Genomic DNA, 17,688 nt, shown 5'->3' on the forward strand with positions numbered 1-17,688 from the left:
GTCAGCCTCCCGCCGCACCGCTCCGGCCCGCCGTCCCGCAGGAGGCCCTCGGGTGCGCGCTGCAGGCATGTCCGGAGGCCGGCGGACCGGGACGGCGGCGTGCTCGCCGACCTCCCCGGACGATCAGCGCGGGGCGGCCCGGCTCGTCAAGGTGTGCCGCCGCGGCGGCATCCGGCTCGACGGCGCGCCCGGCGCGCCCGAGCGGTGGCACGAACACCACTTCGGGCGGCGCGGCGTGAACCAGTAGAACTGACCGATAGTCAACTTACTGCTGGGTCAGGATCTATTGACGCCGCCGGGGGAGCGCCGGACCGTGGTGGGCATGCCGAACATCCGGGTGCGTCTGCTGGCTGTCCTGGTCGTCCTCTGCGGATCCCTGACGGTGGCGGGGGCCCCGCCCGCCACCGCCGCCACCCCTTCCGACTCCCTGTGGTTCGACGGCGCTGCGCTGACCGTGCGGGGCGGCCGGTTCACCGACGGCCAGGGCCGGGAGATCGTCCTGCGCGGCTACAACGTCTCCGGCGAGACCAAACTGGAGGAGAACGGCGGCCTGCCCTACGCCTCGCTCGCCGACGCCCGGAAGTCCGCGACCGCGCTGCGCGCCCTCGGCGGCGGCAACGCGGTCCGCTTCCTGCTCTCCTGGGCGCACGCCGAGCCCGTGCGCGGCCAGGTGGACTCCGCCTACCTGGCCGCGGCCACCGAACAGATACGCGCGTTCCTGGACGCGGGCATCCGCGTCTACCCCGACTTCCACCAGGACCTGTACTCCCGGTACCTCTTCGGCACGGGCAGCTGGTACACCGGCGACGGCGCCCCCAAGTGGGCCGTGGACGAAGGAGGCTACCCGAAGGAATCCTGCGGGATATGCCTCTTCTGGGGCCAGAACATCACCCAGAACGCGGCCGTGCGGAAGGCTCAGTACGACTTCTGGCACAACGCCCACGGTCTCCAGGACGCCTTCCTGACCACCGCCCAGGCCACCATGGAGCACCTGCGACAGCACCTGTCCAGCGAGGAGTTCGCGGGCATCACCGGCTTCGACCCGTACAACGAGCCCTACGCGGGAAGCTACGACTCCGGGCAGGGCTCCCGGACCTGGGAGCGTGATCTGCTCTGGCCGTTCTACGTCAGGTTCCGTGCCCGCATGGACGCCGCCGGCTGGCGGGACAAGCCCGCGCTCGTCGAGCCGAACCTCTTCTGGAACGCCGGCATCCCCACCCAGAAACAGGAGGGCGGCCTGCTGGACACCGGCACGCTCGGCCCCGCGTACGTCTTCAACACCCACTTCTACGACCAGAAGGCCATCTCCGGCATCCTGATGTGGGGCAAGGCGGCCGACGGCCAGTACGCCACCGACTTCGCCACCGTCCGCGACCGCGCGTCGGCCGCCGGTACCGCCGCTGTGGTCAGCGAGTTCGGCCACCCCCTGTCCGGCACGGTGTCCGACAAGGCACCGACCGTCCTGAAGGCCATGTACCAGGCTCTCGACTCCCGCCTGCCCGGCAGGAGCTGGTGGTCCGGCCCGGCCGCCTCCGGTCCGGTGCTCTCCGGTTCCCAGTGGCAGTGGGACCTCTACAGCGGCCGGCACCACGAGCCGATGAACGGCAACCCCGACAAGGTGCTCACCGCCAAGGACGCCTGGAACGACGAGGATCTGTCGGCGGTACGGCTCGACGACTCCGGGAACGCCGTGCTGCGTCAGGACGCCCGTCTCCTGGACCGCCTCTACCCGGGCGCCACCGCGGGCACCGCCCTCGCCTTCACCTACGAGGACCGCTCCCGTGACGGCTCCGCCGTCCTCACCTGGAACCCGGTGCCGGCTTCCCTGCCGAACGTGGCGAAACTGGTGGGCTCCGGCCAGTACGGCGTGCTCGTGTGGCGCTCCGGCGACGGCACGGCCCCCACCGAACTGCACCTGCCGGCGTCCTTCCCCACCGCCACCACCACCGTCGTCTCCGACCTGGGCACCGTGCACGCCCCGCCCGCGTACGACTCCGCCACCCCGGTCGCCGTGGCCCCGGAACCGGGCGGCACCGGCAGCCGGCGGCTGCTGCTCACCGACTCCGACTCCGGTGTGGCGCACTACGCGCTGGTCACCGCCGGAGCCACGGCGCCCGCGGCGGACCTGCTGACCGCGGCGAGGACCGAGCTGGCCGCGTGGACGGCGGCCCGGTTCTGACGAAAGTGGCCTCCGGGGCGAGTGGGGACACCCCGGAGGCCACGTCTGATGACCGGTCAGCCGGAACTCAACTGCCCTTCGGGCCTGTCCAGTCGGACTGCACGTGCCCCAGTCGCACGCGCTGCGGGTGGTCACCGACCGGGACCGACGTCACCTTCCGGCCCGTGGCGAAGTCGATCGCCGTCACCTGGTCGGCGCCGCTCTCGGAGACGATGCAGTCCTTGCCGTCCCCGCTGACCGTCGCCCAGTACGGCTTGGACGCCGTGATCAGCGGCCCCTCCTCCAGCGAGGCACGGTCGACCACCGCGGCGTAGTCGTCCATGGTGCCCGCGACGCACAGCTTGGTGCCCTCGGGGTTCATCGAGATTCCGTGGTGGCGCGAGTCGTTGACCCAGGTGGTGCGGTCCTCGCTGGTGGCCGGGTTCTTCGGCAGGGTCTTCATCCTGGCGATCTTGTCGGTGGCGACGTCGTACTCCAGGAAGCCGTTGAAGAACGACACCTGGAAGTACAGCTTGGACTCGTCGGCGGAGAACACGGCCGGACGGACCGCGTCGGAGAAGTCCCGCAGGCCGAACGCGTCCAGCCGCTGCCGCATGTCGACGACCTTCACGCGCTTGTACGTCGTCGCGTCCACGACCGTGATGTGCCGATCGCCCTTGGTCCAGTCCCAGCCCGGATCGTCCAGGGCGGTGTTGACGTCGCCGATGGACATGTTCCAGATGTACTTGCCGTCCTTGGTGAAGATGTTCTCGTGCGGCTTGTCACCGGTCGCGAACGACCCCAGCTGTGTGCCGGTGTCGATGTCCAGCACGTGCACGGTGTTCGCGGTCGAGGCGGAGACCGCCACCCGGGTGCCGTCCGGGGAGACCGCCATGTGGTCGGCCCGGTAACCGGACACGGGGAAGCGCCAGTTGACCTTCCCGCTGGCCAGGTCGATGGAGACGACATCCGCGAAGCTCGGCCGGGACACCACCACCGACCTGCCGTCCGGAGTCGAGTACATGTCGTCGGCGAACTGGTCGTGGCCCTCGCCGACGCTGTTGCGGATCGCCTGGAAGTAGATCCACTTGATCGGGTCCGCGTTGATCTCCGCCATCCGGGCGTCCTTGTCCGGGACGACGTCGATGCGGCCGATCTTCGCGAAGTCGCCGGACGATCTGATGACATCGGCGGTGCCGTCCCAGTTGTTGCCGACGAACAGCACCTCGCGCAGGCCGGCGGGAGCGGCGGACGCTGCGGAGGCGGCGGTCGCCGGGCCGGCGACGGTCAGGACGAGGGCGGCGGCCACGGAGCACAGGTGCCTGCTTCTGGGGACAGCCATGACGGCTCTCTTTCCTCGGAAGAATCTGAACACGGGCGCATTCACAGTGGACTTACTGAAAAGTAAGGAAGGGGTGGTCTTCTCGGCAAGATGTGTGCACGCCAAGATTGGACGACCGGCGGGGAGACGGAGGGGGAGGCGTGGGGGGCAGGCTCAGAGCGCCGACAGGACGCTACGGCGGCCGGTCCGCGGCGGAACGGCAGGCCGAGCGGCGCCGCCGCTTCCTGGACGCGGCGCTGCAACTGTTCGGCGACGCACCCGGCTACCGGGGCACCACGGTCGCCGCGCTGAGCCAGGCGGCGGGCCTGTCCACCCGCCAGTTCTACGAGGAGTTCCGCACCCTGGAGGACGTCCTCGCCGCGCTCCACCTCCAGGTCAACGGCTGGGCCGAACGGGCCGTCGTGGCCGCGCTCGCCGGCGCGGACGGTCTGCCGCTGGCCGACCGCGTCGCCGTGCTCTTCACGGCCTACGCCCACGACGTCACCTCCGACCCACGCCGCAGCCGCATCGCCTTCGTGGAGATCATCGGCGTCAGCGCCCGGCTGGAGGAGCAGCGCCTCGCCCGACGGGCCCGCTGGGTCGACCTCATCCGCGCCGAGGCGGATGCGGCCGTGGCCCGCGGGGAGGCGGCGCCACGCGACTACCGCCTGGCGGCCACGGCCTTCATCGGCAGCGTCAACGGCCTGTTGCACGACTGGACCGCCGGCTGGGTGGACGCCACGCTGGACGAGGTGGTGGACGAGCTGGTCAGGCTGCTGCTGGGGATGCTCCGGCCGGAGGGCTGGCGACCGGGAGACCAGTGACCCCAGGGGCCGGGTTGCCGGGCCGCGCAGGTCAGCGGGGACGGGAGCCGCTCGGCGCGCGGGATAGGGCCGGAACTGGTGTGCTGGGTGTGGGGGCTGTCGTACCGTTCTCGGAGAGTGTCATGAGTACCTATCGAGCCGCGCAGGTGACCGCTCCGAACGGCACCTTCAAGCTGGTCGAGCGTGAGGTCCAGCAGCCGGGGCCCGGACACGTCAGGATCGCCGTGGAAGCGTGCGGGGTCTGCCACAGTGACGCTCTCTTCGTGAGCGGCGGGCTACCGGGCGTGTCGTTCCCGGAGGTGCCCGGGCACGAGATCGCCGGGCGCATCGAGGAGCTGGGCGACGGTGTGCAGGAGCGTGGCTGGCAGGCCGGCGACCGGGTGGCCGTCGGCTGGTTCGGCGGCAGCTGCGGCCACTGCAAGCCCTGCCGCGAGGGCGACTTCATCGTCTGCCGGAACCTCAAGGTTCCCGGCTGGACCTATGACGGGGGCTTCGGCGAGAAGGTGATCGCACCCGTCGACGCGCTGGCCCGCATCCCCGAGGGGCTGGCGGCGAGCGATGCCGGGCCGATGGCCTGCGCGGGCGTGACCACGTTCAACGGGCTACGGCGCAGCTCCGCCCGGCCGGGCGACCTGGTCGCGGTCCTCGGTCTCGGCGGTCTGGGACACCTCGGGGTGCAGTACGCGGTCGCGATGGGCTTCGAGACCGTGGGGATCGCCCGGGGCCCCGCGAAGGCCGACTTCGCCAAGCAACTGGGCGCCCACCACTACATCGACAGCACCTCCGGCACCCCGGTCGCCGAGGCGCTCCAGTCCCTCGGCGGTGCCGGAGTCGTCCTGGCCACCGCGGGGAACTCCGAGGCCATCACGGCCACGGTGGACGGTCTGGCCCCGCGCGGCGAACTGGTGGCCATCGGCGCGGACACCACGCCGCTCGGCATCAGCCCGGCCCAGTTGCTCATGACCGGCCGTGTCGTGCGCGGCCACCCCTCCGGCACCTCGCAGGACGTGGAGGACACCATGGCCTTCAGCGCCCTGCACGGCATCCGCCCCATGACCGAGATCGTGCCGCTGGACGACGCGGACGGCGCGTACCAGAAGATGCTCTCCGGCGGCGCCCGTTTCCGGATGGTGCTCAGCACGGGCTGACCCCACGTCAGAATCCGTTCGGCGACCTGCCGGCCGGCATGGTCAGCCGGCCAGCCGGTCGAGCGCGGTGAGGACCGGCGCGGTGCCGTCCTCCTCCCGGATGCGGGCCCCCAGGGCATGGGCGCGCCGCCGGTACCCCGCGTCCCGCGTGGCCCGCACGAGGGCCGAGGCCAGCGCGTCCACGGTCAGGCGGCGCAGCGGTACGACGGCCGGGGCGACGCCCAGGGCGACCAGCCGGGCCGACCAGAATCCCGCGTCGAACTGGACCGGGACCGGCACGGCCGGCACCCCGGCGCGCAGCCCTGCCGCCGTGGTGCCCGCTCCCGCGTGGTGGATCACGGCGGCCATCCGTCCGAAGAGCGCCGAGTGCGGCACCTCGCCGATGGTCAGCATGTCGTCGCCGTCGGCCGCGAGCCCGCCCCAGCCGCGCTGGATCACCCCGCGCAGCCCGGCCCGGCGCAGCGCCGCCACCACCCGCGCGCTGAGCAGCCGGGCGTCCGGCACGGTGGCGCTGCCCAGCCCGACGAAGACCGGCGGCGGGCCGGCGTCGAGGAACTCCTCCACCACCCCCGGAAGCCGTGCCCCGGTGTCGTAGGGCCACCAGTAGCCGCTCACCTCCAGACCCGCCCGCCAGTCACCGGGCCGGGGGACCACCAGGGGACTGAAACCGTGGTGCACCGGCCAGTGCCGCCGCTCCCGCGCCCGCCGCGCGGCACCGGTGCGTACCCGCGGAAGGCCGAGCCGCTCACGCACGGCGGGTACGGTACCGGCGAAGACCTGCTCCACGGCCAGGCTCACCCCCTGCCCGGCCAGATGGTTGACCGGCCCGCCCCAGGCGCCGCCGCCGAGCACCGGCGGGGCGAACTCCCGTGTGGCGGCGACGGGTTGCAGATAGACACCGAGACTCGGCAGCCGCAGCCCCTCGGCGATCGCATGCCCGAGCGGAGCCAGGGAGGCGGACAGCAGCAGGACGTCGCTGCGGTGTGCCGCGGCGAGCAGGGCCTCGGTCAGCTGTCCGGCCGTGCGCCGGGCCAGGTCCCCCAGCCGCAGCAGCTTCCCGGCGCCGCTCGTGCTGCGGCCCAGTCCCCGGCCTCGCGGGGACCGGAGTTCCGCCAGTGGATCCACCGGCAGCGCGTGGAACCGCACCGCCGAACCCGTCACCAGCGGCTCGAAGCGGCCGTGGGTGACCAGGGTGACCTCGTGCCCGGCCAGGGCGAGCCGGTGCCCGAGACCGGTGTAGGGGGCGGCGTCGCCCCGGGATCCCGCCGTCATGATCGCAACGCGCACGACGGCCAGTATGACGGCCTCGCGCTCCAATGCGCCTCGACGGCCCTTTCCGTACGCCGCCGGACGCGGCCGTTGACCTCACGGCCCTGGGCGGCGACCGACACCACCAGTGCCGCCGCCAGCAGCGTGCATCCCAGCACACGGCAGGCCGGCAAACGTCGGCGCAGCGCCCGGTAACGGGACTCGTACGCCGTGCGCAGTTCCTGCGCCCGCTCGGCCGTGCGAGCCCAGCGGCGTCCGGCGCATGCTGATCATGGCCCCGTCCACCGGAGCGGTGCTGGGCCTGGAGATGACCGCCGCCAAGGCCGAACCCGAGTACGGCCTCAAGGCCGGGGACGTGATGCAGTACGCCGCCTGGATGCGCTGAGCCGCCGGGGGCCGGGCCGCTGTGCGCTGAACGGCTGTCTGCTGAGCCGCTGTGCGCTGAACGGCCGCGTGCTGAGACGCTGTGCGCCGAACCGCTATGCGCTGAGCAGTTGTGCGCCGAGCTGCCGGGCGGCGGCCTCGACGGTCTGCTCCAGCAGCGTGGCGATCGTCATCGGACCCACCCCGCCCGGCACCGGCGTGATCAGCGCGGCCCGTTCCACGGCGGAGTCGAAGTCGACGTCGCCCACGTTCCCCGCGTTGTAGCCCGCGTCGATCACGACCGCGCCCGGCTTGATGTCCTGCCCCCCGATCAGCCGCGGCCGGCCGACCGCGGCGACGACGATGTCGGCCTCGCGGACCGCCGCCGACAGGTCCCGGGTGCGCGAGTGGCAGTACGTGACGGTCGCGTCCCGGGCCAGCAGCAGCATGCCCACCGGCTTGCCGAGGATCGCGCTGCGGCCCACCACCACGGCCCGCTTCCCGGCCGGGTCGACGCCGTACTCGTCCAGCAGCCGCAGGATGCCGCCCGGCGTGCAGGAGACGAAGCCCGGCAGTCCGAAGCTCATCGTGGCGAACGAGGCGAAGGTGACACCGTCCACGTCCTTCTCCGGCGCGATCGCCTCGAACGCGGCCCGCTCGTCGATGTGGCCGCCCATCGGGTGCTGCAGCAGTATGCCGTGCACACCCGGGTCGGCCGACAAGTCGCGCAGTGTGCCGACGAGTTCGGCGGTGGACGTGGCCGCGGGCAGAGCCACGTGACGCGACTCGATGCCGGCCTTGCGGCAGCGGTTCTGCTTCATGCGGACGTACGTCACGGACGCCGGGTCCTCGCCGACCAGCACGGTCGCCAGACACGGTGCCGTCCCGGTCCGCTCGGTGAGACCGGCGGCCTGCCGCGCGGTGTTCTCGACGATGCGACGGGCGAGCGCGGTGCTGTCCATCAGACGGGCCTGAGTCATGCTGCACACTCCTGAGCTGGATCGATTCTCCTCGCCCAGGCGCGCGGCAATCACCACGGACCGCTCCCCGGTGGTGCTCCACCTCAGCGCCAGTCACGGCCCGCGTACAGCGTAGCCGAGCGTTCCTACGACCCTCGTACCCCCCGCCCGGACCCGCATCGGTGAGGGACGCCTCCGGCGTGCCCGGCGAGTACGGCCGGCACCGGAAAGGTCCAGGCCGGCCGTGAGGTGGCCCGGACCCGCGGCACGCTCCCGGCGCCGCCGTACCGGGCCGGGTGTCCTACTCGTCCCAGGCCTGGATGATGAGCTGATCGGCGATCTTGCCGTCCCGCAGGGTGAGCATCGACTCGGCGAGCACCCGGGTGCCGTCCCCGTACTCGCACGACTCGCTGTAGGCGACTTGGTCACCCTGGACCACGCACCTGTCCAGCTTGTGGGTCATGTCGCGGCTGTAGACGTCGTCCAGCAACTCGGCGATCTGGCCGCGGCCGTGCAGGACCGTGGGGTGACTCGGCTGGTTGTTGCGGTCGACGATGCGGATCTCCGCGTCGTCCGTGTAGAGGGACAGCAGGGTGTTGCCGGTGTTCCCCTCTATGCCCCGGCGCAGTGTCTCGGTGTCGAAAGCGGATCCCGCCGTGGTACCCATGGTGACCTCCTTCAGGTGCCCGCGGCCGTCCGGGGGCGGGCCGCGCGGGTCCCCGTCTTCGAGACTCCTCCGCCCCGGCGGGCTCGGCAAGCGCAGCCGCTGCGCTCCGCCTCACAGGTGAGCGCGTCCCGCCGCCCGTGTCCGGCCGGGGCCCGGAGCCATTGCCGAGGACATGATGCCAACGTCGCCGCCCTCGGTCTCGCCGCCGGGGTCACCGGTCTTGCCGCGCCGCCGGCGAACGCGGCCGACGCGAGCGCACCGGACACCGGGAAGATCAGTCCCATGGCCGTGCTCGAATCGCTCACCGTCAGCGACATCCCGGCCGAGTACGAGGCCGGGGTCCCGCGGGTCTCCGAGCAGGCGGGGGCGCTGAACCAGGTGAACGAGCTGAACCGGCTCAACGAGCTGTGGCAGGTCGCCGGTCTGGTGGCGCCCGTGACGGGCCTGCTGCCGGCCGTCGAGGCCTGACCCGCCGCCGGACCCGAGGGCCGTCCCGGCAGGGGCGGCCCTCACCGCTGCCAGGGCGGAGGGGGAGGCGGGTGAGCGGGTCTCGTCGCGGACGACCCCGGTATTCGTCCCCAACTCCCGCACGCCGGCGGAAGGATCCATGATCGCGGGTGGCGGAAAGATCCACGATCACCGTCGTGGTCCGTCCCGCTACCGAGCGGTCGCGCGTAGGGTCGGCGGCGAAGGCAATCGAAGAAGGGACCAGACCATGGCGCAGGAAGTACGCGGCGTGATCGCACCGGGCAAGGACGAGCCCCTACGGGTCGAGACGATCGTGGTGCCGGACCCCGGGCCCGGCGAAGCCGTCGTACGCGTCCAGGCATGCGGGGTCTGTCACACCGATCTGCACTACAAGCAGGGCGGCATCTCGGACGACTTCCCCTTCCTGCTCGGCCACGAGGCCGCCGGTGTCGTGGAGTCAGTCGGTGAGGGCGTCACCGACATCGCCCCCGGCGACTTCGTCGTCCTCAACTGGCGTGCCGTGTGCGGCCAGTGCCGGGCCTGCCTGCGCGGGCGGCCCTGGTACTGCTTCAACACCCACAACGCCCGGCAGAAGATGACGCTCGCCGCCACCGGGCAGGAGCTCTCCCCGGCCCTCGGTATCGGCGCCTTCGCCGAGAAGACGCTGGTGGCGGCCGGGCAGTGCACCAAGGTCGACCCGGCCGTCTCCCCGGCCGTCGCGGGTCTCCTCGGCTGCGGGGTGATGGCCGGCCTCGGCGCGGCGATCAACACCGGGAACGTCGGCCGGGGCGACTCGGTCGCCGTCATCGGCTGCGGCGGTGTCGGCGGCGCGGCGGTCGCCGGAGCGAACCTCGCCGGCGCGGCGAAGATCATCGCCGTGGACATCGACGACCGCAAGCTCGCCAAGGCCCGCGGCCTGGGCGCCACCCACACCGTCAACTCCAAGGAGACCGACCCGGTCGAGGCGATCCGCGAGCTGACCGGCGGCTTCGGCGCCGACGTCGTCATCGAGGCCGTCGGCCGCCCCGAGACCTACAAGCAGGCTTTCTACGCCCGCGACCTCGCCGGCACCGTCGTCCTCGTCGGCGTCCCCACCCCCGAGATGAAGCTCGAACTGCCCCTGCTGGACGTCTTCGGACGCGGCGGCGCCCTGAAGTCCAGCTGGTACGGCGACTGTCTGCCCAGCCGCGACTTCCCCATGCTGATCGACCTGCACCTGCAAGGCCGCCTGCCGCTCGACGCGTTCGTCACCGAGACCATCGGACTCGACGAGGTGGAGAAGGCGTTCGAGCGGATGCACCAGGGCGACGTGCTGCGTTCGGTGGTGGTGCTGTGATGACCGTACGCATCGAACGCCTCGTCACCTCCGGACAGTTCACCCTCGACGGCGGCACCTGGGACGTCGAGAACAACGTGTGGATCGTCGGCGACGAGCGGGAGGTGATCGTCATCGACGCCGCCCACGACGCCGAGGCCATCGTCCGCGCCGTCGACGACCGGCGGCTCACCGCGATCGTGTGCACGCACGCCCACAACGACCACGTCAACGCGGCACCGGAACTCGCCGCCCGTACCGGCGCCACCATCTGGCTGCACCCCGACGACCTGACGCTGTGGCGGCAGACCCACCCGGATCGCGACCCCGACCGGCACCTCCAGGACGGTCAGGTCATCGAGGCGGCCGGCGCCGACCTCACCGTCCTGCACACCCCGGGACACGCCCCTGGCGCCGTCTGCCTGTACGACCCCGGCCTCGGCACCGTCTTCACGGGCGACACCCTCTTCCAGGGCGGCCCTGGCGCCACGGGACGCTCCTACTCCCACTTCCCGACGATCATCGACTCCATCCGCGACCGGCTCCTCACCCTCCCCCCGGAGACCAAGGTCCTCACCGGGCACGGGGACAGCACGACCATCGCCGCGGAGGCGCCCCACCTGAAGGAGTGGATCGAGCGCGGGCACTGACGGATGCACCCGTGCCCACCGCTCCGAGTGCGACCGCCCCGAGATCATCGAGGACACCGCCGACCTCGTCACGGCTTCCGGCGGGCGGGGCATCGGCGTACCGGGCGACCACCTGGACCGGTACCTGGCGGAGGTGCAGGATCCGGCGCCCGCGGTGTCCGCCGGCTTGCCGGGTCCCACCGGCTTCCACACCGCCGTACGGGACGCCTCCTGACCCGCAGCCCCAGGCCGCCCGGGGCACCGGTTCCCGTACCGCTGTCCTGGCCGCCGGTCACAGGCCGCGGGGGGTTCCCGTGCCGTTGTCCTGGCCGCCGGCCGAAGGCCGCCCGGGTGCCGGTTTCGTGCCGCTGTCCTGGCCGTCAGCCCGAGGCCGTCGCCAGCACCTGAAGCACCCGATCGGTGTCGGCCTCGGTGGTGCGCCAGTTGCTGAACGCCGCGCGCAGCCCGGGCACCCCGCCGTACACCGTCGGCGTCACATACGCCTCCCCGGACGCGGCCACCGCCCGGGCCAGCTGCGCCACCCGCTCCTGCGACGGGTCCGCGGCGAGCGTGAAGCAGACCACGTTGAGCCGGACCGGAGCCAGCAGCCGCAGGCCCGGCAGCGCCTCGACACCCGCGCCGAGCCGGCGGGCCAGGGCCACGTTGCGCTCCACGATCTCCCGGTGCCCGGCCCGCCCGTAGGCCACCATCGAGAACCAGGCCGGCAGCGCCCGCAGCCGACGCGAGTTCTCCGGTGTCAGATGCAGGAAGTCGGGCTCGCCCGCCGGCAGGCCGAGATACGGCGAGGTGTTGTGGAACACCGCCACCTGCAGATCGCGGCGCCGGGTGAACTGGACGGCCGCGTCATAGGGGACGTTGAGCCACTTGTGCAGGTCCACGCAGACCGAGTCGGCCGCGTCCAGCCCGTCGACCAGTCCGGCGTGCTCCGGGGAGAGCGCGGCGAAGGCGCCGAACGCTCCGTCCACGTGCAGCCAGAAGTCGTACCGCTCCTTCAGCGCAGTGATCGCCCGCAGGTCGTCGAAGTCGACGGTGTTCACGGTGCCCGCGTTCGCGACGACGATCACCGGCCGGCCCGCCCGCTCGGCCAGCGCCGCCTCCAGCGCGGCCACGTCGACGGCCTCCCGGTTGCCGGACAGCAGCGGCACCTGCCGCAACCGGTCCCGGCCCAGTCCCAGCACCGACATCGCCTTCGCGACACTGGAGTGCGGGCTGCCCGAGAGCACCTCGAGCGGCCCCAGTGCCGCGGCACCCTCCCGGGAGACGTCCACGCCCAGCCGTTCCCCGGCCCACTCCCGCCCGATGGCCAGTCCGACCGTGGTGGACATGGTGGCGCCCGTCACGAACGCCCCGCTGTGCGCCTCGCCCAGCCCGAACAGCTCGCGCAGCCATGCCACCGTCTCCCGCTCCAGTTCCTGCCCCCAGGAGCCGCCCGCCCCGGACAGGTTCTGGTCGAACGCGGACGTCAGCCAGTCCCCGGCCACGGACGCGGGCGTCGCACCGCCGGTGACGAACCCGAGGTAGCGCGGGCCGGCGGAACCGGAGAAGCCGGGCGCCCACCGCTGGGTGAACCGCGCGAGGGCGCCCTCGCCCCCCGCGCCCTCGGCCGGGAGCGGGACCCGCTCGGGACTCCGGCCGGGCGCGGCCACCGGCCGGTCGGCCAGCCCCACCGCCTCCCGGGCGGCGATGTCACGGGCGGCCTGGAGCAGTTCGGGGAGCCGGGAGAGATCGTCGGCGAGAGTCCGGTGCATGCGGCGCAGCGTAGACGGCGGCGGATGCCGCTGCCTGGTCCACCTCGTACCGACTGGACCAGGAAAACTGGACCGGTGGACTATGGATTCGTCGCCGCGCTCGGCGACTGGCGCGCCCGGCCCGGACCCCTCGCGCGCACCCTGGCCGCGGCGGTCCGGGACGCCGTGGCCGACGGCCGGCTGCCGGTAGGCACCCGCCTGCCCTCGGAACGGCAACTGGCCCGCACGCTGCACCTGAGCCGCGGCACGGTGGTCGCCGCGCTCAGCCTGCTGCGCGCCGACGGCTGGCTGCACACCCGGCACGGCAGCGGCAGCGCCGTGCGCCTGCCCGCCCGCCTCACCGAGCGCACCACCCCCTGGTCCCTCGACCGGGGCGGCGCCCCCGACGCCGACCTGGACCTCACCCTCGCGGTGACCGCCGCGCCCCACGACGCCTACCGCGCCGCCCTCGCCCGTGCCGCGGAGCTGAGCGCACCCCTGCTCGTCGACTCCGGTGTCGCCACGGCCGGCCTGCCCCGGCTCCGCGAACTCCTGGCGGACCGTTACAGCAGCGCCGGCCTCGCCACCCGCCCCGAACAGATCCTGGTCACCGCCGGCGCCCAGGCCGCCCTGACCCTGCTGCTGGACCACCTGCACACCGACCGCAGGGCACCGGTGGTGGTGGAGAACCCCGCCTACCCCGGTGCCCTCGCCGTGCTGCGCGCCCGCCGGGCCCGCCTGCTGCCGGTCCCCGTCTCGGCCGCGGACGGCTGGGACATCGCACACCTCACCGCCGCCGTACGCCGGCACCGGCCCCGACTGGCCTACCTGGTCCCCGACTTCCACAACCCGACCGGTGCCCATATGACCGCGACCGCGCGCCGGGCGGTCTCCGCGCTCGCCGACCGCCATGGACTGACCGTCCTCGCCGACGAGACCATGCGCGACCTGGACCTGAGAACACCGCCCGGCACCGAACCCCACCTCGCCGGGGCGCGCGTGATCCAGATCGGCTCCGCGAGCAAGACCCTGTGGAGCGGCCTCCGGGTCGGCTGGATCCGGGCCACCGCGGACCTCGTACGACAACTGCGGCTCAGTCCGCTCCAGGCCCAGCTCGCGCCGCCGCCCCTGGAACAGCTCATCGCCGCCGAACTGCTCGGCGAACCGCTCCCGTCGGTGCTCGCGGACCGGCGGGCCCGGCTGCGCGCCCAGCGCGACCACCTCGCCACGCTGCTCGCCGGCACCGGATGGACTTGCACGGTCCCGGCGGGCGGGCTGACCCTGTGGCTGCACCTGGGCGGCGCGGGCCCGCGCGCCACGGACCTCGCGGCCCGGGCCGCCTCACGCGGCCTCGCGGTCACCCCCGGCCCCCACTTCAGCGCCGACCGGACCACCCTCGCGCACCACCTCCGCCTGCCGTTCACGGCGACCCCGGAGACCCTGACCCGGGCCGTCGGGCTGCTGAGGGCGTGTTGTACGGTCTGAACTTCACCGTTTCGTCACAGCCTGACCGGAAACACAACCATGCTCCGCCCTGCCGGGTCTAGTAGTCCGAGACCGCGGGAATCGCGCTGGGAGGACCCCGGGCGAAGGCCCGGGCGAACCGCAGAATCGGACAAGGGGAAGAGGGAGAGGCCGCCATGGGGGGCATAGGCAGACGAGGCGTCGTCGCGCTGGGCGTCACGGGACTGGTGGCGCCGCTCGCGCTCGCCTTCACCGCGGCACCGGCTCAGGCAGCGAGCTGCACCACGACGACGGGGCCGTACCAGAAGCAGGTGGAGAAGTTCCTCGGCCGGCCGGTCGACGGCAAGCAGTCCGCCGCCGACTGCACGGCCATCCGGGCCTTCCAGGACAAGCACGGCATCACGCCCGACATCGGCTACGCCGGTCCCGTCACCTGGGGCGTGATGGACCTGATGAACAAGCAGAAGGCCGTCGGCAACAAGCCGAACAAGGACGGCAAGTGCCCGACGAACAAGGGCCGGATCGCCTGCGTGAACCTCACGCTCCAGCTCAGCTGGATCCAGGACGGCAACCGGCTGGTCTACGGCCCGGTGCCGGTGCGTACCGGACGCGACGGCTACGAGACCCGCACCGGCCTGAAGAAGATCTACTGGCGGGACATCGACCACGTCTCGAACATCTACGACGTGCCGATGCCCTACAGCCAGTTCTTCAACGGTGGTCAGGCCTTCCACTCGGTGGGCCTGAGCATGTGGAACCCGCCCGGTTCGCACGGCTGCGTCAATATGACCACGAAGGACGCCAAGAAGTACTGGTCGCTGCTGAAGAACGGTGACGACGTCTTCGTCTACGGCCGCAAGCCGGGCACCTGAGCCCGCCTCGGTCCCTCACGCGTCGGGGGCGTCCCCGAGGTCCGGGATCTTCAGCCGCACCCCGCCCTGCCGTGCCGACTCGTGCGCGATGATGCCCGGCAGGGTGTAGCGGGCGGCGTCCGCCAGGCCCCGAGCACCCCGCCCACCGAGTGCGTCGGGTACAGCAGCGGGGGATAGCTGGCGGTCGCCTTCCAGTCCGCGCCGCCGCTGTACTGGTACGCCTACGAGGAAGGGGGGCGCCGTGTCGTTGCTCACCATCCCCGGCATCCTCTACCGGATCAGCGCCGCCACGGGCCGGGACGCCGATTACGAGGAGATCCTCGCCGGTGCCGCAAGGGGCGAGCCCATGGCCTCCCGGGTCGTCGGCGAGGCCGCTCGGGCCCTCGGCATCGTGGTCGCGCAGATCGCCGACTTCGCGATGCCGCGGAAGATCCGGCTCGCCGGGGAGGGCGTCGGCCTGATGGATGTGGCCGGAAACACAGTCCGCGACACCATCCGCGCCCACCGGCACCCGATGGCCGCCCCGGTGGACCTGGAGACGAAGGTGTCCGACTTCCACGACTGGGCGCGCGGGGCCGCCGTTCTGGCGATCCAGGTGCTGGTGCTCGGCCTGACCGGGCAGTGAACTCCCCCTTCCGGTCGACTCATTGACGTGATGAGTAACACGGTCCGAAATGTCCATATCGCGGCTACTTACTCACAATGCCTTCACCTCGGTCGGCATATGCTTCACAGCATGTCCACCACTGTTGAAACCGTCTCCGAGCGATCGGCCGCGGAGGTCAACGAGGAGATCCGGGCGCTGTGGCGCCGGGCGGGCGGGACACTGACCACCGAGCAGCGCGCGCAGTACCAGCGCCTCGTGATGGAGTGGGCCGCCGCGGCCCCGCAACCGCACCGGGCGGCCTGACCGACCCCGCGCCCGCCGCAGCCCCACAGTCGCACCGGGCGGCCTGACCGACCCGCGCGCACCGCGCCGTACCGCCGAGGGCACCCGTGATCGCACGGGTGCCCTTACTGGCGTGCCCGGGGCCCCGCCGCTCTGCTCAGCCCCACGTCGCCGAGTAGTACCGCTGGTACGCCTTGCGGTCCTGCTCCGCCCGGATGTACCGGGTCGCGACCAACGCGATCAGACTGCCCGCGATGACCAGCAGGCCGGGACCGACGTTCCGGGTGTCCGTCAGCCGCGCCAGCAGGGTGTTGCCCTCGGAGCCGCCCGTGACCGGCGCCGAGGAGCCGGGTGAGGCCGCGCTGGGGGCCATCGCGCCCTGGTTCGCGGGGGCCGACGGCGCGGCGGAGGGTGAGCCGCCCTGGGCGCCGCCGGCGTTCTGCGCCGACACGATCAGCCGGACCCCGAGCGTCGCCAGCGCCTTGGTCACCGGCTGGAAGAACGTCGTCCCACCGGTCGTGCAGTCGCCGTTGCCGCCCGAGGTGACACCGAGCGCGATGCCCTCGGAGAACATCGGGCCACCGCTGTCGCCGGGCTCGGCGCACACATCGGTCTCGATGAGCCCGGTGACCGTCCCCTCGGGATAGTTGACGGTCGCGTTCAGCGCGGTGACCCGGCCGTCGTGCAGCCCGCTGGTGCTGCCGCTGCGGAACACCCGCTGTCCGACCGCCGCATCGGCGGCCCCGGTGATCCGCACGCCCTTGCCGCCGCCGATCGCGACGACGTCGGCGCCCTCCCCGGCCTTCCCGGCGGCGTATTGCACGAGTGAGAAGTCGCTGCCCGGAAAGGCGCTGTTCACGGTGGAGCCGAGCTGCCGGTCGCCCCGGTTGTCGGCGAACCAGGTGGACCCGGCGGGCCCGCAGTGGCCGGCCGTGAGGATGAAGTCGGACTGCCCGTTGGTGACGTTGAACCCCGCCGAGCAGCGACCGCCGGTCGACAGGATCGGCTGGGCACCGTTCAACCGCGTGGTGAACGTACCCTTCGTGCGCTCCATGTGCACAAAACCACCGATCTTGTCGGCGACCCCGGTCAGCCGCGACCAGTCACCGGCGGACACCGTGCGGTCCGCCCGCACCACGACCCGGTTGGTCCGGTAGTCCACCGCCCAGGCCGTACCCGCCACCCGTGGCGCCGAACGCAGCGTGGCCGTCGCCGACCTCAGCTCGTTCATGCTGTGCGTCACGACCTTCGCCTCGGCCCCGGCCCGCCGGACCGCCCGTGCCGCCGACTCGTCGGTCACCGCCACGACCGCACGCCCGTCGGCGCCGATCCAGCTGCCCGCCGTCCGGGCGGTGCCGAGCCGCGCGACCAGCGCGGCGCCGGTGTTCCCGGGGCCCGAGGCGGAGCTGAGCGTTCTGGCGGGCGCCGGCGGAGTCTCGCTCGCCATGGCCGCCTGGGTGACCATCGCACCCCCCAGGAGGAGTCCGCCGACCGCCGCCAGCCGTGTCACTCGCCGGACGACCCGTCGTCGTGCGTGCCGCATGCATGGCTCCCGAAGCCGCCGGACGCGCGGTGCCCCAACCGGCACCGCGGA

18 protein-coding genes, 2 pseudogenes and 1 riboswitch are annotated in these 17,688 nt (G+C 72.7%); of the genes and pseudogenes, 13 read left to right on the top strand and 7 right to left on the bottom strand.

The genetic code is table 11. From position 1 onward, the window contains the following. Positions 1–52: 52 nt before the first annotated feature. Both ACIGYR_RS05240 and ACIGYR_RS05245 read left to right on the top strand, forming a co-directional pair. Positions 53–247, top strand: coding sequence for a hypothetical protein (locus tag ACIGYR_RS05240; RefSeq protein ID WP_399601400.1), 195 nt, complete (start codon positions 53–55; stop codon positions 245–247). A gap of 75 nt (positions 248–322) precedes the next feature. Then, positions 323–2,179, top strand: coding sequence for an endoglycosylceramidase (locus ACIGYR_RS05245; RefSeq protein ID WP_399601402.1), 1,857 nt, complete (start codon positions 323–325; stop codon positions 2,177–2,179). 67 nt (positions 2,180–2,246) lie between these two features. On the opposite strand, the gene ACIGYR_RS05250 is transcribed toward ACIGYR_RS05245, so the two are convergent. After that, on the bottom strand, positions 2,247–3,500 hold the full coding sequence (locus ACIGYR_RS05250) for a YncE family protein (RefSeq protein ID WP_399601404.1): 1,254 nt from the start codon (positions 3,498–3,500) through the stop codon (positions 2,247–2,249). Positions 3,501–3,640: 140 nt separating this feature from the next. Between ACIGYR_RS05250 and ACIGYR_RS05255 the strand changes: the two genes are divergently transcribed. Both ACIGYR_RS05255 and ACIGYR_RS05260 read left to right on the top strand, forming a co-directional pair. Then, positions 3,641–4,303: a TetR/AcrR family transcriptional regulator gene (locus tag ACIGYR_RS05255; protein WP_391837582.1), complete on the top strand. Its 663-nt coding sequence runs from the start codon at positions 3,641–3,643 to the stop codon at positions 4,301–4,303. A gap of 122 nt (positions 4,304–4,425) precedes the next feature. Then, positions 4,426–5,451, top strand: a complete 1,026-nt coding sequence (locus ACIGYR_RS05260; RefSeq protein WP_391837580.1) for an alcohol dehydrogenase catalytic domain-containing protein — start codon at positions 4,426–4,428, stop codon at positions 5,449–5,451. Positions 5,452–5,493: 42 nt separating this feature from the next. Here ACIGYR_RS05260 and ACIGYR_RS05265 read toward each other — a convergent pair whose 3' ends face one another. Then, entirely contained in the window at positions 5,494–6,723 is a 1,230-nt protein-coding gene (locus tag ACIGYR_RS05265; RefSeq protein WP_399602319.1) for a glycosyltransferase, read from the bottom strand. 259 nt (positions 6,724–6,982) lie between these two features. Between ACIGYR_RS05265 and ACIGYR_RS05270 the strand changes: the two genes are divergently transcribed. Then, positions 6,983–7,105: a hypothetical protein gene (locus ACIGYR_RS05270; protein ID WP_391837578.1), complete on the top strand. Its 123-nt coding sequence runs from the start codon at positions 6,983–6,985 to the stop codon at positions 7,103–7,105. Between the two features lie 94 nt (positions 7,106–7,199). Here ACIGYR_RS05270 and ACIGYR_RS05275 read toward each other — a convergent pair whose 3' ends face one another. Next, complete coding sequence (locus ACIGYR_RS05275; RefSeq protein WP_399601409.1) at positions 7,200–8,063, bottom strand: bifunctional 5,10-methylenetetrahydrofolate dehydrogenase/5,10-methenyltetrahydrofolate cyclohydrolase; 864 nt, start codon at positions 8,061–8,063, stop codon at positions 7,200–7,202. Between the two features lie 26 nt (positions 8,064–8,089). Continuing rightward, positions 8,090–8,170, bottom strand: a riboswitch (ZMP/ZTP riboswitch). Between the two features lie 173 nt (positions 8,171–8,343). After that, the gene (locus ACIGYR_RS05280; protein WP_391837574.1) at positions 8,344–8,709 is read right to left on the bottom strand and encodes a nuclear transport factor 2 family protein; all 366 of its coding nucleotides are present in this window, start codon (positions 8,707–8,709) and stop codon (positions 8,344–8,346) included. Between the two features lie 282 nt (positions 8,710–8,991). Between ACIGYR_RS05280 and ACIGYR_RS05285 the strand changes: the two genes are divergently transcribed. The 4 genes and pseudogenes from ACIGYR_RS05285 to ACIGYR_RS05300 all read left to right on the top strand — a co-directional run. Next, positions 8,992–9,177: a hypothetical protein gene (locus tag ACIGYR_RS05285; protein ID WP_399601413.1), complete on the top strand. Its 186-nt coding sequence runs from the start codon at positions 8,992–8,994 to the stop codon at positions 9,175–9,177. 247 nt (positions 9,178–9,424) lie between these two features. Further along, positions 9,425–10,513, top strand: a complete 1,089-nt coding sequence (locus ACIGYR_RS05290; protein WP_391837573.1) for an S-(hydroxymethyl)mycothiol dehydrogenase — start codon at positions 9,425–9,427, stop codon at positions 10,511–10,513. Continuing rightward, the gene (locus ACIGYR_RS05295; protein ID WP_391837571.1) at positions 10,513–11,142 is read left to right on the top strand and encodes an MBL fold metallo-hydrolase; all 630 of its coding nucleotides are present in this window, start codon (positions 10,513–10,515) and stop codon (positions 11,140–11,142) included. Before ACIGYR_RS05290 ends, ACIGYR_RS05295 begins: the two co-directional genes overlap by 1 nt. Further along, positions 11,138–11,260 (top strand): annotated as a pseudogene (locus ACIGYR_RS05300) (short-chain dehydrogenase); the annotation flags it as partial. The gene ACIGYR_RS05295 and the pseudogene ACIGYR_RS05300, both read left to right, overlap by 5 nt. Positions 11,261–11,501: 241 nt before the next feature. On the opposite strand, the gene ACIGYR_RS05305 reads toward ACIGYR_RS05300, so the two are convergent. Then, positions 11,502–12,890: a pyridoxal phosphate-dependent decarboxylase family protein gene (locus tag ACIGYR_RS05305; protein WP_399601416.1), complete on the bottom strand. Its 1,389-nt coding sequence runs from the start codon at positions 12,888–12,890 to the stop codon at positions 11,502–11,504. Positions 12,891–12,965: 75 nt separating this feature from the next. Between ACIGYR_RS05305 and ACIGYR_RS05310 the strand changes: the two genes are divergently transcribed. After that, on the top strand, positions 12,966–14,354 hold the full coding sequence (locus tag ACIGYR_RS05310; RefSeq protein ID WP_399601419.1) for a PLP-dependent aminotransferase family protein: 1,389 nt from the start codon (positions 12,966–12,968) through the stop codon (positions 14,352–14,354). 155 nt (positions 14,355–14,509) lie between these two features. Beyond that, positions 14,510–15,205, top strand: coding sequence for a L,D-transpeptidase family protein (locus ACIGYR_RS05315; RefSeq protein WP_391837565.1), 696 nt, complete (start codon positions 14,510–14,512; stop codon positions 15,203–15,205). Positions 15,206–15,220: 15 nt separating this feature from the next. On the opposite strand, the gene ACIGYR_RS05320 is transcribed toward ACIGYR_RS05315, so the two are convergent. Beyond that, complete coding sequence (locus ACIGYR_RS05320; protein ID WP_399601422.1) at positions 15,221–15,463, bottom strand: hypothetical protein; 243 nt, start codon at positions 15,461–15,463, stop codon at positions 15,221–15,223. Between ACIGYR_RS05320 and ACIGYR_RS05325 the strand changes: the two are divergent. Together ACIGYR_RS05325 and ACIGYR_RS05330 are read left to right on the top strand one after the other, a co-directional pair. Beyond that, positions 15,435–15,830: pseudogene (locus tag ACIGYR_RS05325) on the top strand (ROK family protein); the annotation flags it as partial. The gene ACIGYR_RS05320 and the pseudogene ACIGYR_RS05325 overlap by 29 nt on opposite strands. A 99-nt stretch (positions 15,831–15,929) precedes the next feature. After that, the gene (locus tag ACIGYR_RS05330) at positions 15,930–16,115 is read left to right on the top strand and encodes a hypothetical protein (RefSeq protein ID WP_391837561.1); all 186 of its coding nucleotides are present in this window, start codon (positions 15,930–15,932) and stop codon (positions 16,113–16,115) included. Positions 16,116–16,251: 136 nt separating this feature from the next. On the opposite strand, the gene ACIGYR_RS05335 is transcribed toward ACIGYR_RS05330, so the two are convergent. After that, entirely contained in the window at positions 16,252–17,637 is a 1,386-nt protein-coding gene (locus tag ACIGYR_RS05335; RefSeq protein WP_399601425.1) for a S1 family peptidase, read from the bottom strand. Positions 17,638–17,688: the final 51 nt, after the last annotated feature.

The sequence above is a fragment of the Streptomyces sp. NPDC053076 genome, from assembly GCF_044546845.1.
Lineage (GTDB): Bacteria > Actinomycetota > Actinomycetes > Streptomycetales > Streptomycetaceae > Streptomyces.

Coding starts and splice junctions, on each gene's coding strand:
- ACIGYR_RS05245 (WP_399601402.1), top strand. CDS start 323: ATGCCGAACATCCGGGTGCGTCTGCTGGCTGTCCTGGTCGTCCTCTGC.
- ACIGYR_RS05250 (WP_399601404.1), bottom strand. CDS start 3,500: ATGGCTGTCCCCAGAAGCAGGCACCTGTGCTCCGTGGCCGCCGCCCTC.
- ACIGYR_RS05260 (WP_391837580.1), top strand. CDS start 4,426: ATGAGTACCTATCGAGCCGCGCAGGTGACCGCTCCGAACGGCACCTTC.
- ACIGYR_RS05265 (WP_399602319.1), bottom strand. CDS start 6,723: ATGACGGCGGGATCCCGGGGCGACGCCGCCCCCTACACCGGTCTCGGG.
- ACIGYR_RS05270 (WP_391837578.1), top strand. CDS start 6,983: ATGCTGATCATGGCCCCGTCCACCGGAGCGGTGCTGGGCCTGGAGATG.
- ACIGYR_RS05275 (WP_399601409.1), bottom strand. CDS start 8,063: ATGACTCAGGCCCGTCTGATGGACAGCACCGCGCTCGCCCGTCGCATC.
- ACIGYR_RS05280 (WP_391837574.1), bottom strand. CDS start 8,709: ATGGGTACCACGGCGGGATCCGCTTTCGACACCGAGACACTGCGCCGG.
- ACIGYR_RS05285 (WP_399601413.1), top strand. CDS start 8,992: ATGGCCGTGCTCGAATCGCTCACCGTCAGCGACATCCCGGCCGAGTAC.
- ACIGYR_RS05290 (WP_391837573.1), top strand. CDS start 9,425: ATGGCGCAGGAAGTACGCGGCGTGATCGCACCGGGCAAGGACGAGCCC.
- ACIGYR_RS05295 (WP_391837571.1), top strand. CDS start 10,513: ATGACCGTACGCATCGAACGCCTCGTCACCTCCGGACAGTTCACCCTC.
- ACIGYR_RS05305 (WP_399601416.1), bottom strand. CDS start 12,890: ATGCACCGGACTCTCGCCGACGATCTCTCCCGGCTCCCCGAACTGCTC.
- ACIGYR_RS05315 (WP_391837565.1), top strand. CDS start 14,510: ATGGGGGGCATAGGCAGACGAGGCGTCGTCGCGCTGGGCGTCACGGGA.
- ACIGYR_RS05320 (WP_399601422.1), bottom strand. CDS start 15,463: ATGGTGAGCAACGACACGGCGCCCCCCTTCCTCGTAGGCGTACCAGTA.
- ACIGYR_RS05330 (WP_391837561.1), top strand. CDS start 15,930: ATGCTTCACAGCATGTCCACCACTGTTGAAACCGTCTCCGAGCGATCG.
- ACIGYR_RS05335 (WP_399601425.1), bottom strand. CDS start 17,637: ATGCGGCACGCACGACGACGGGTCGTCCGGCGAGTGACACGGCTGGCG.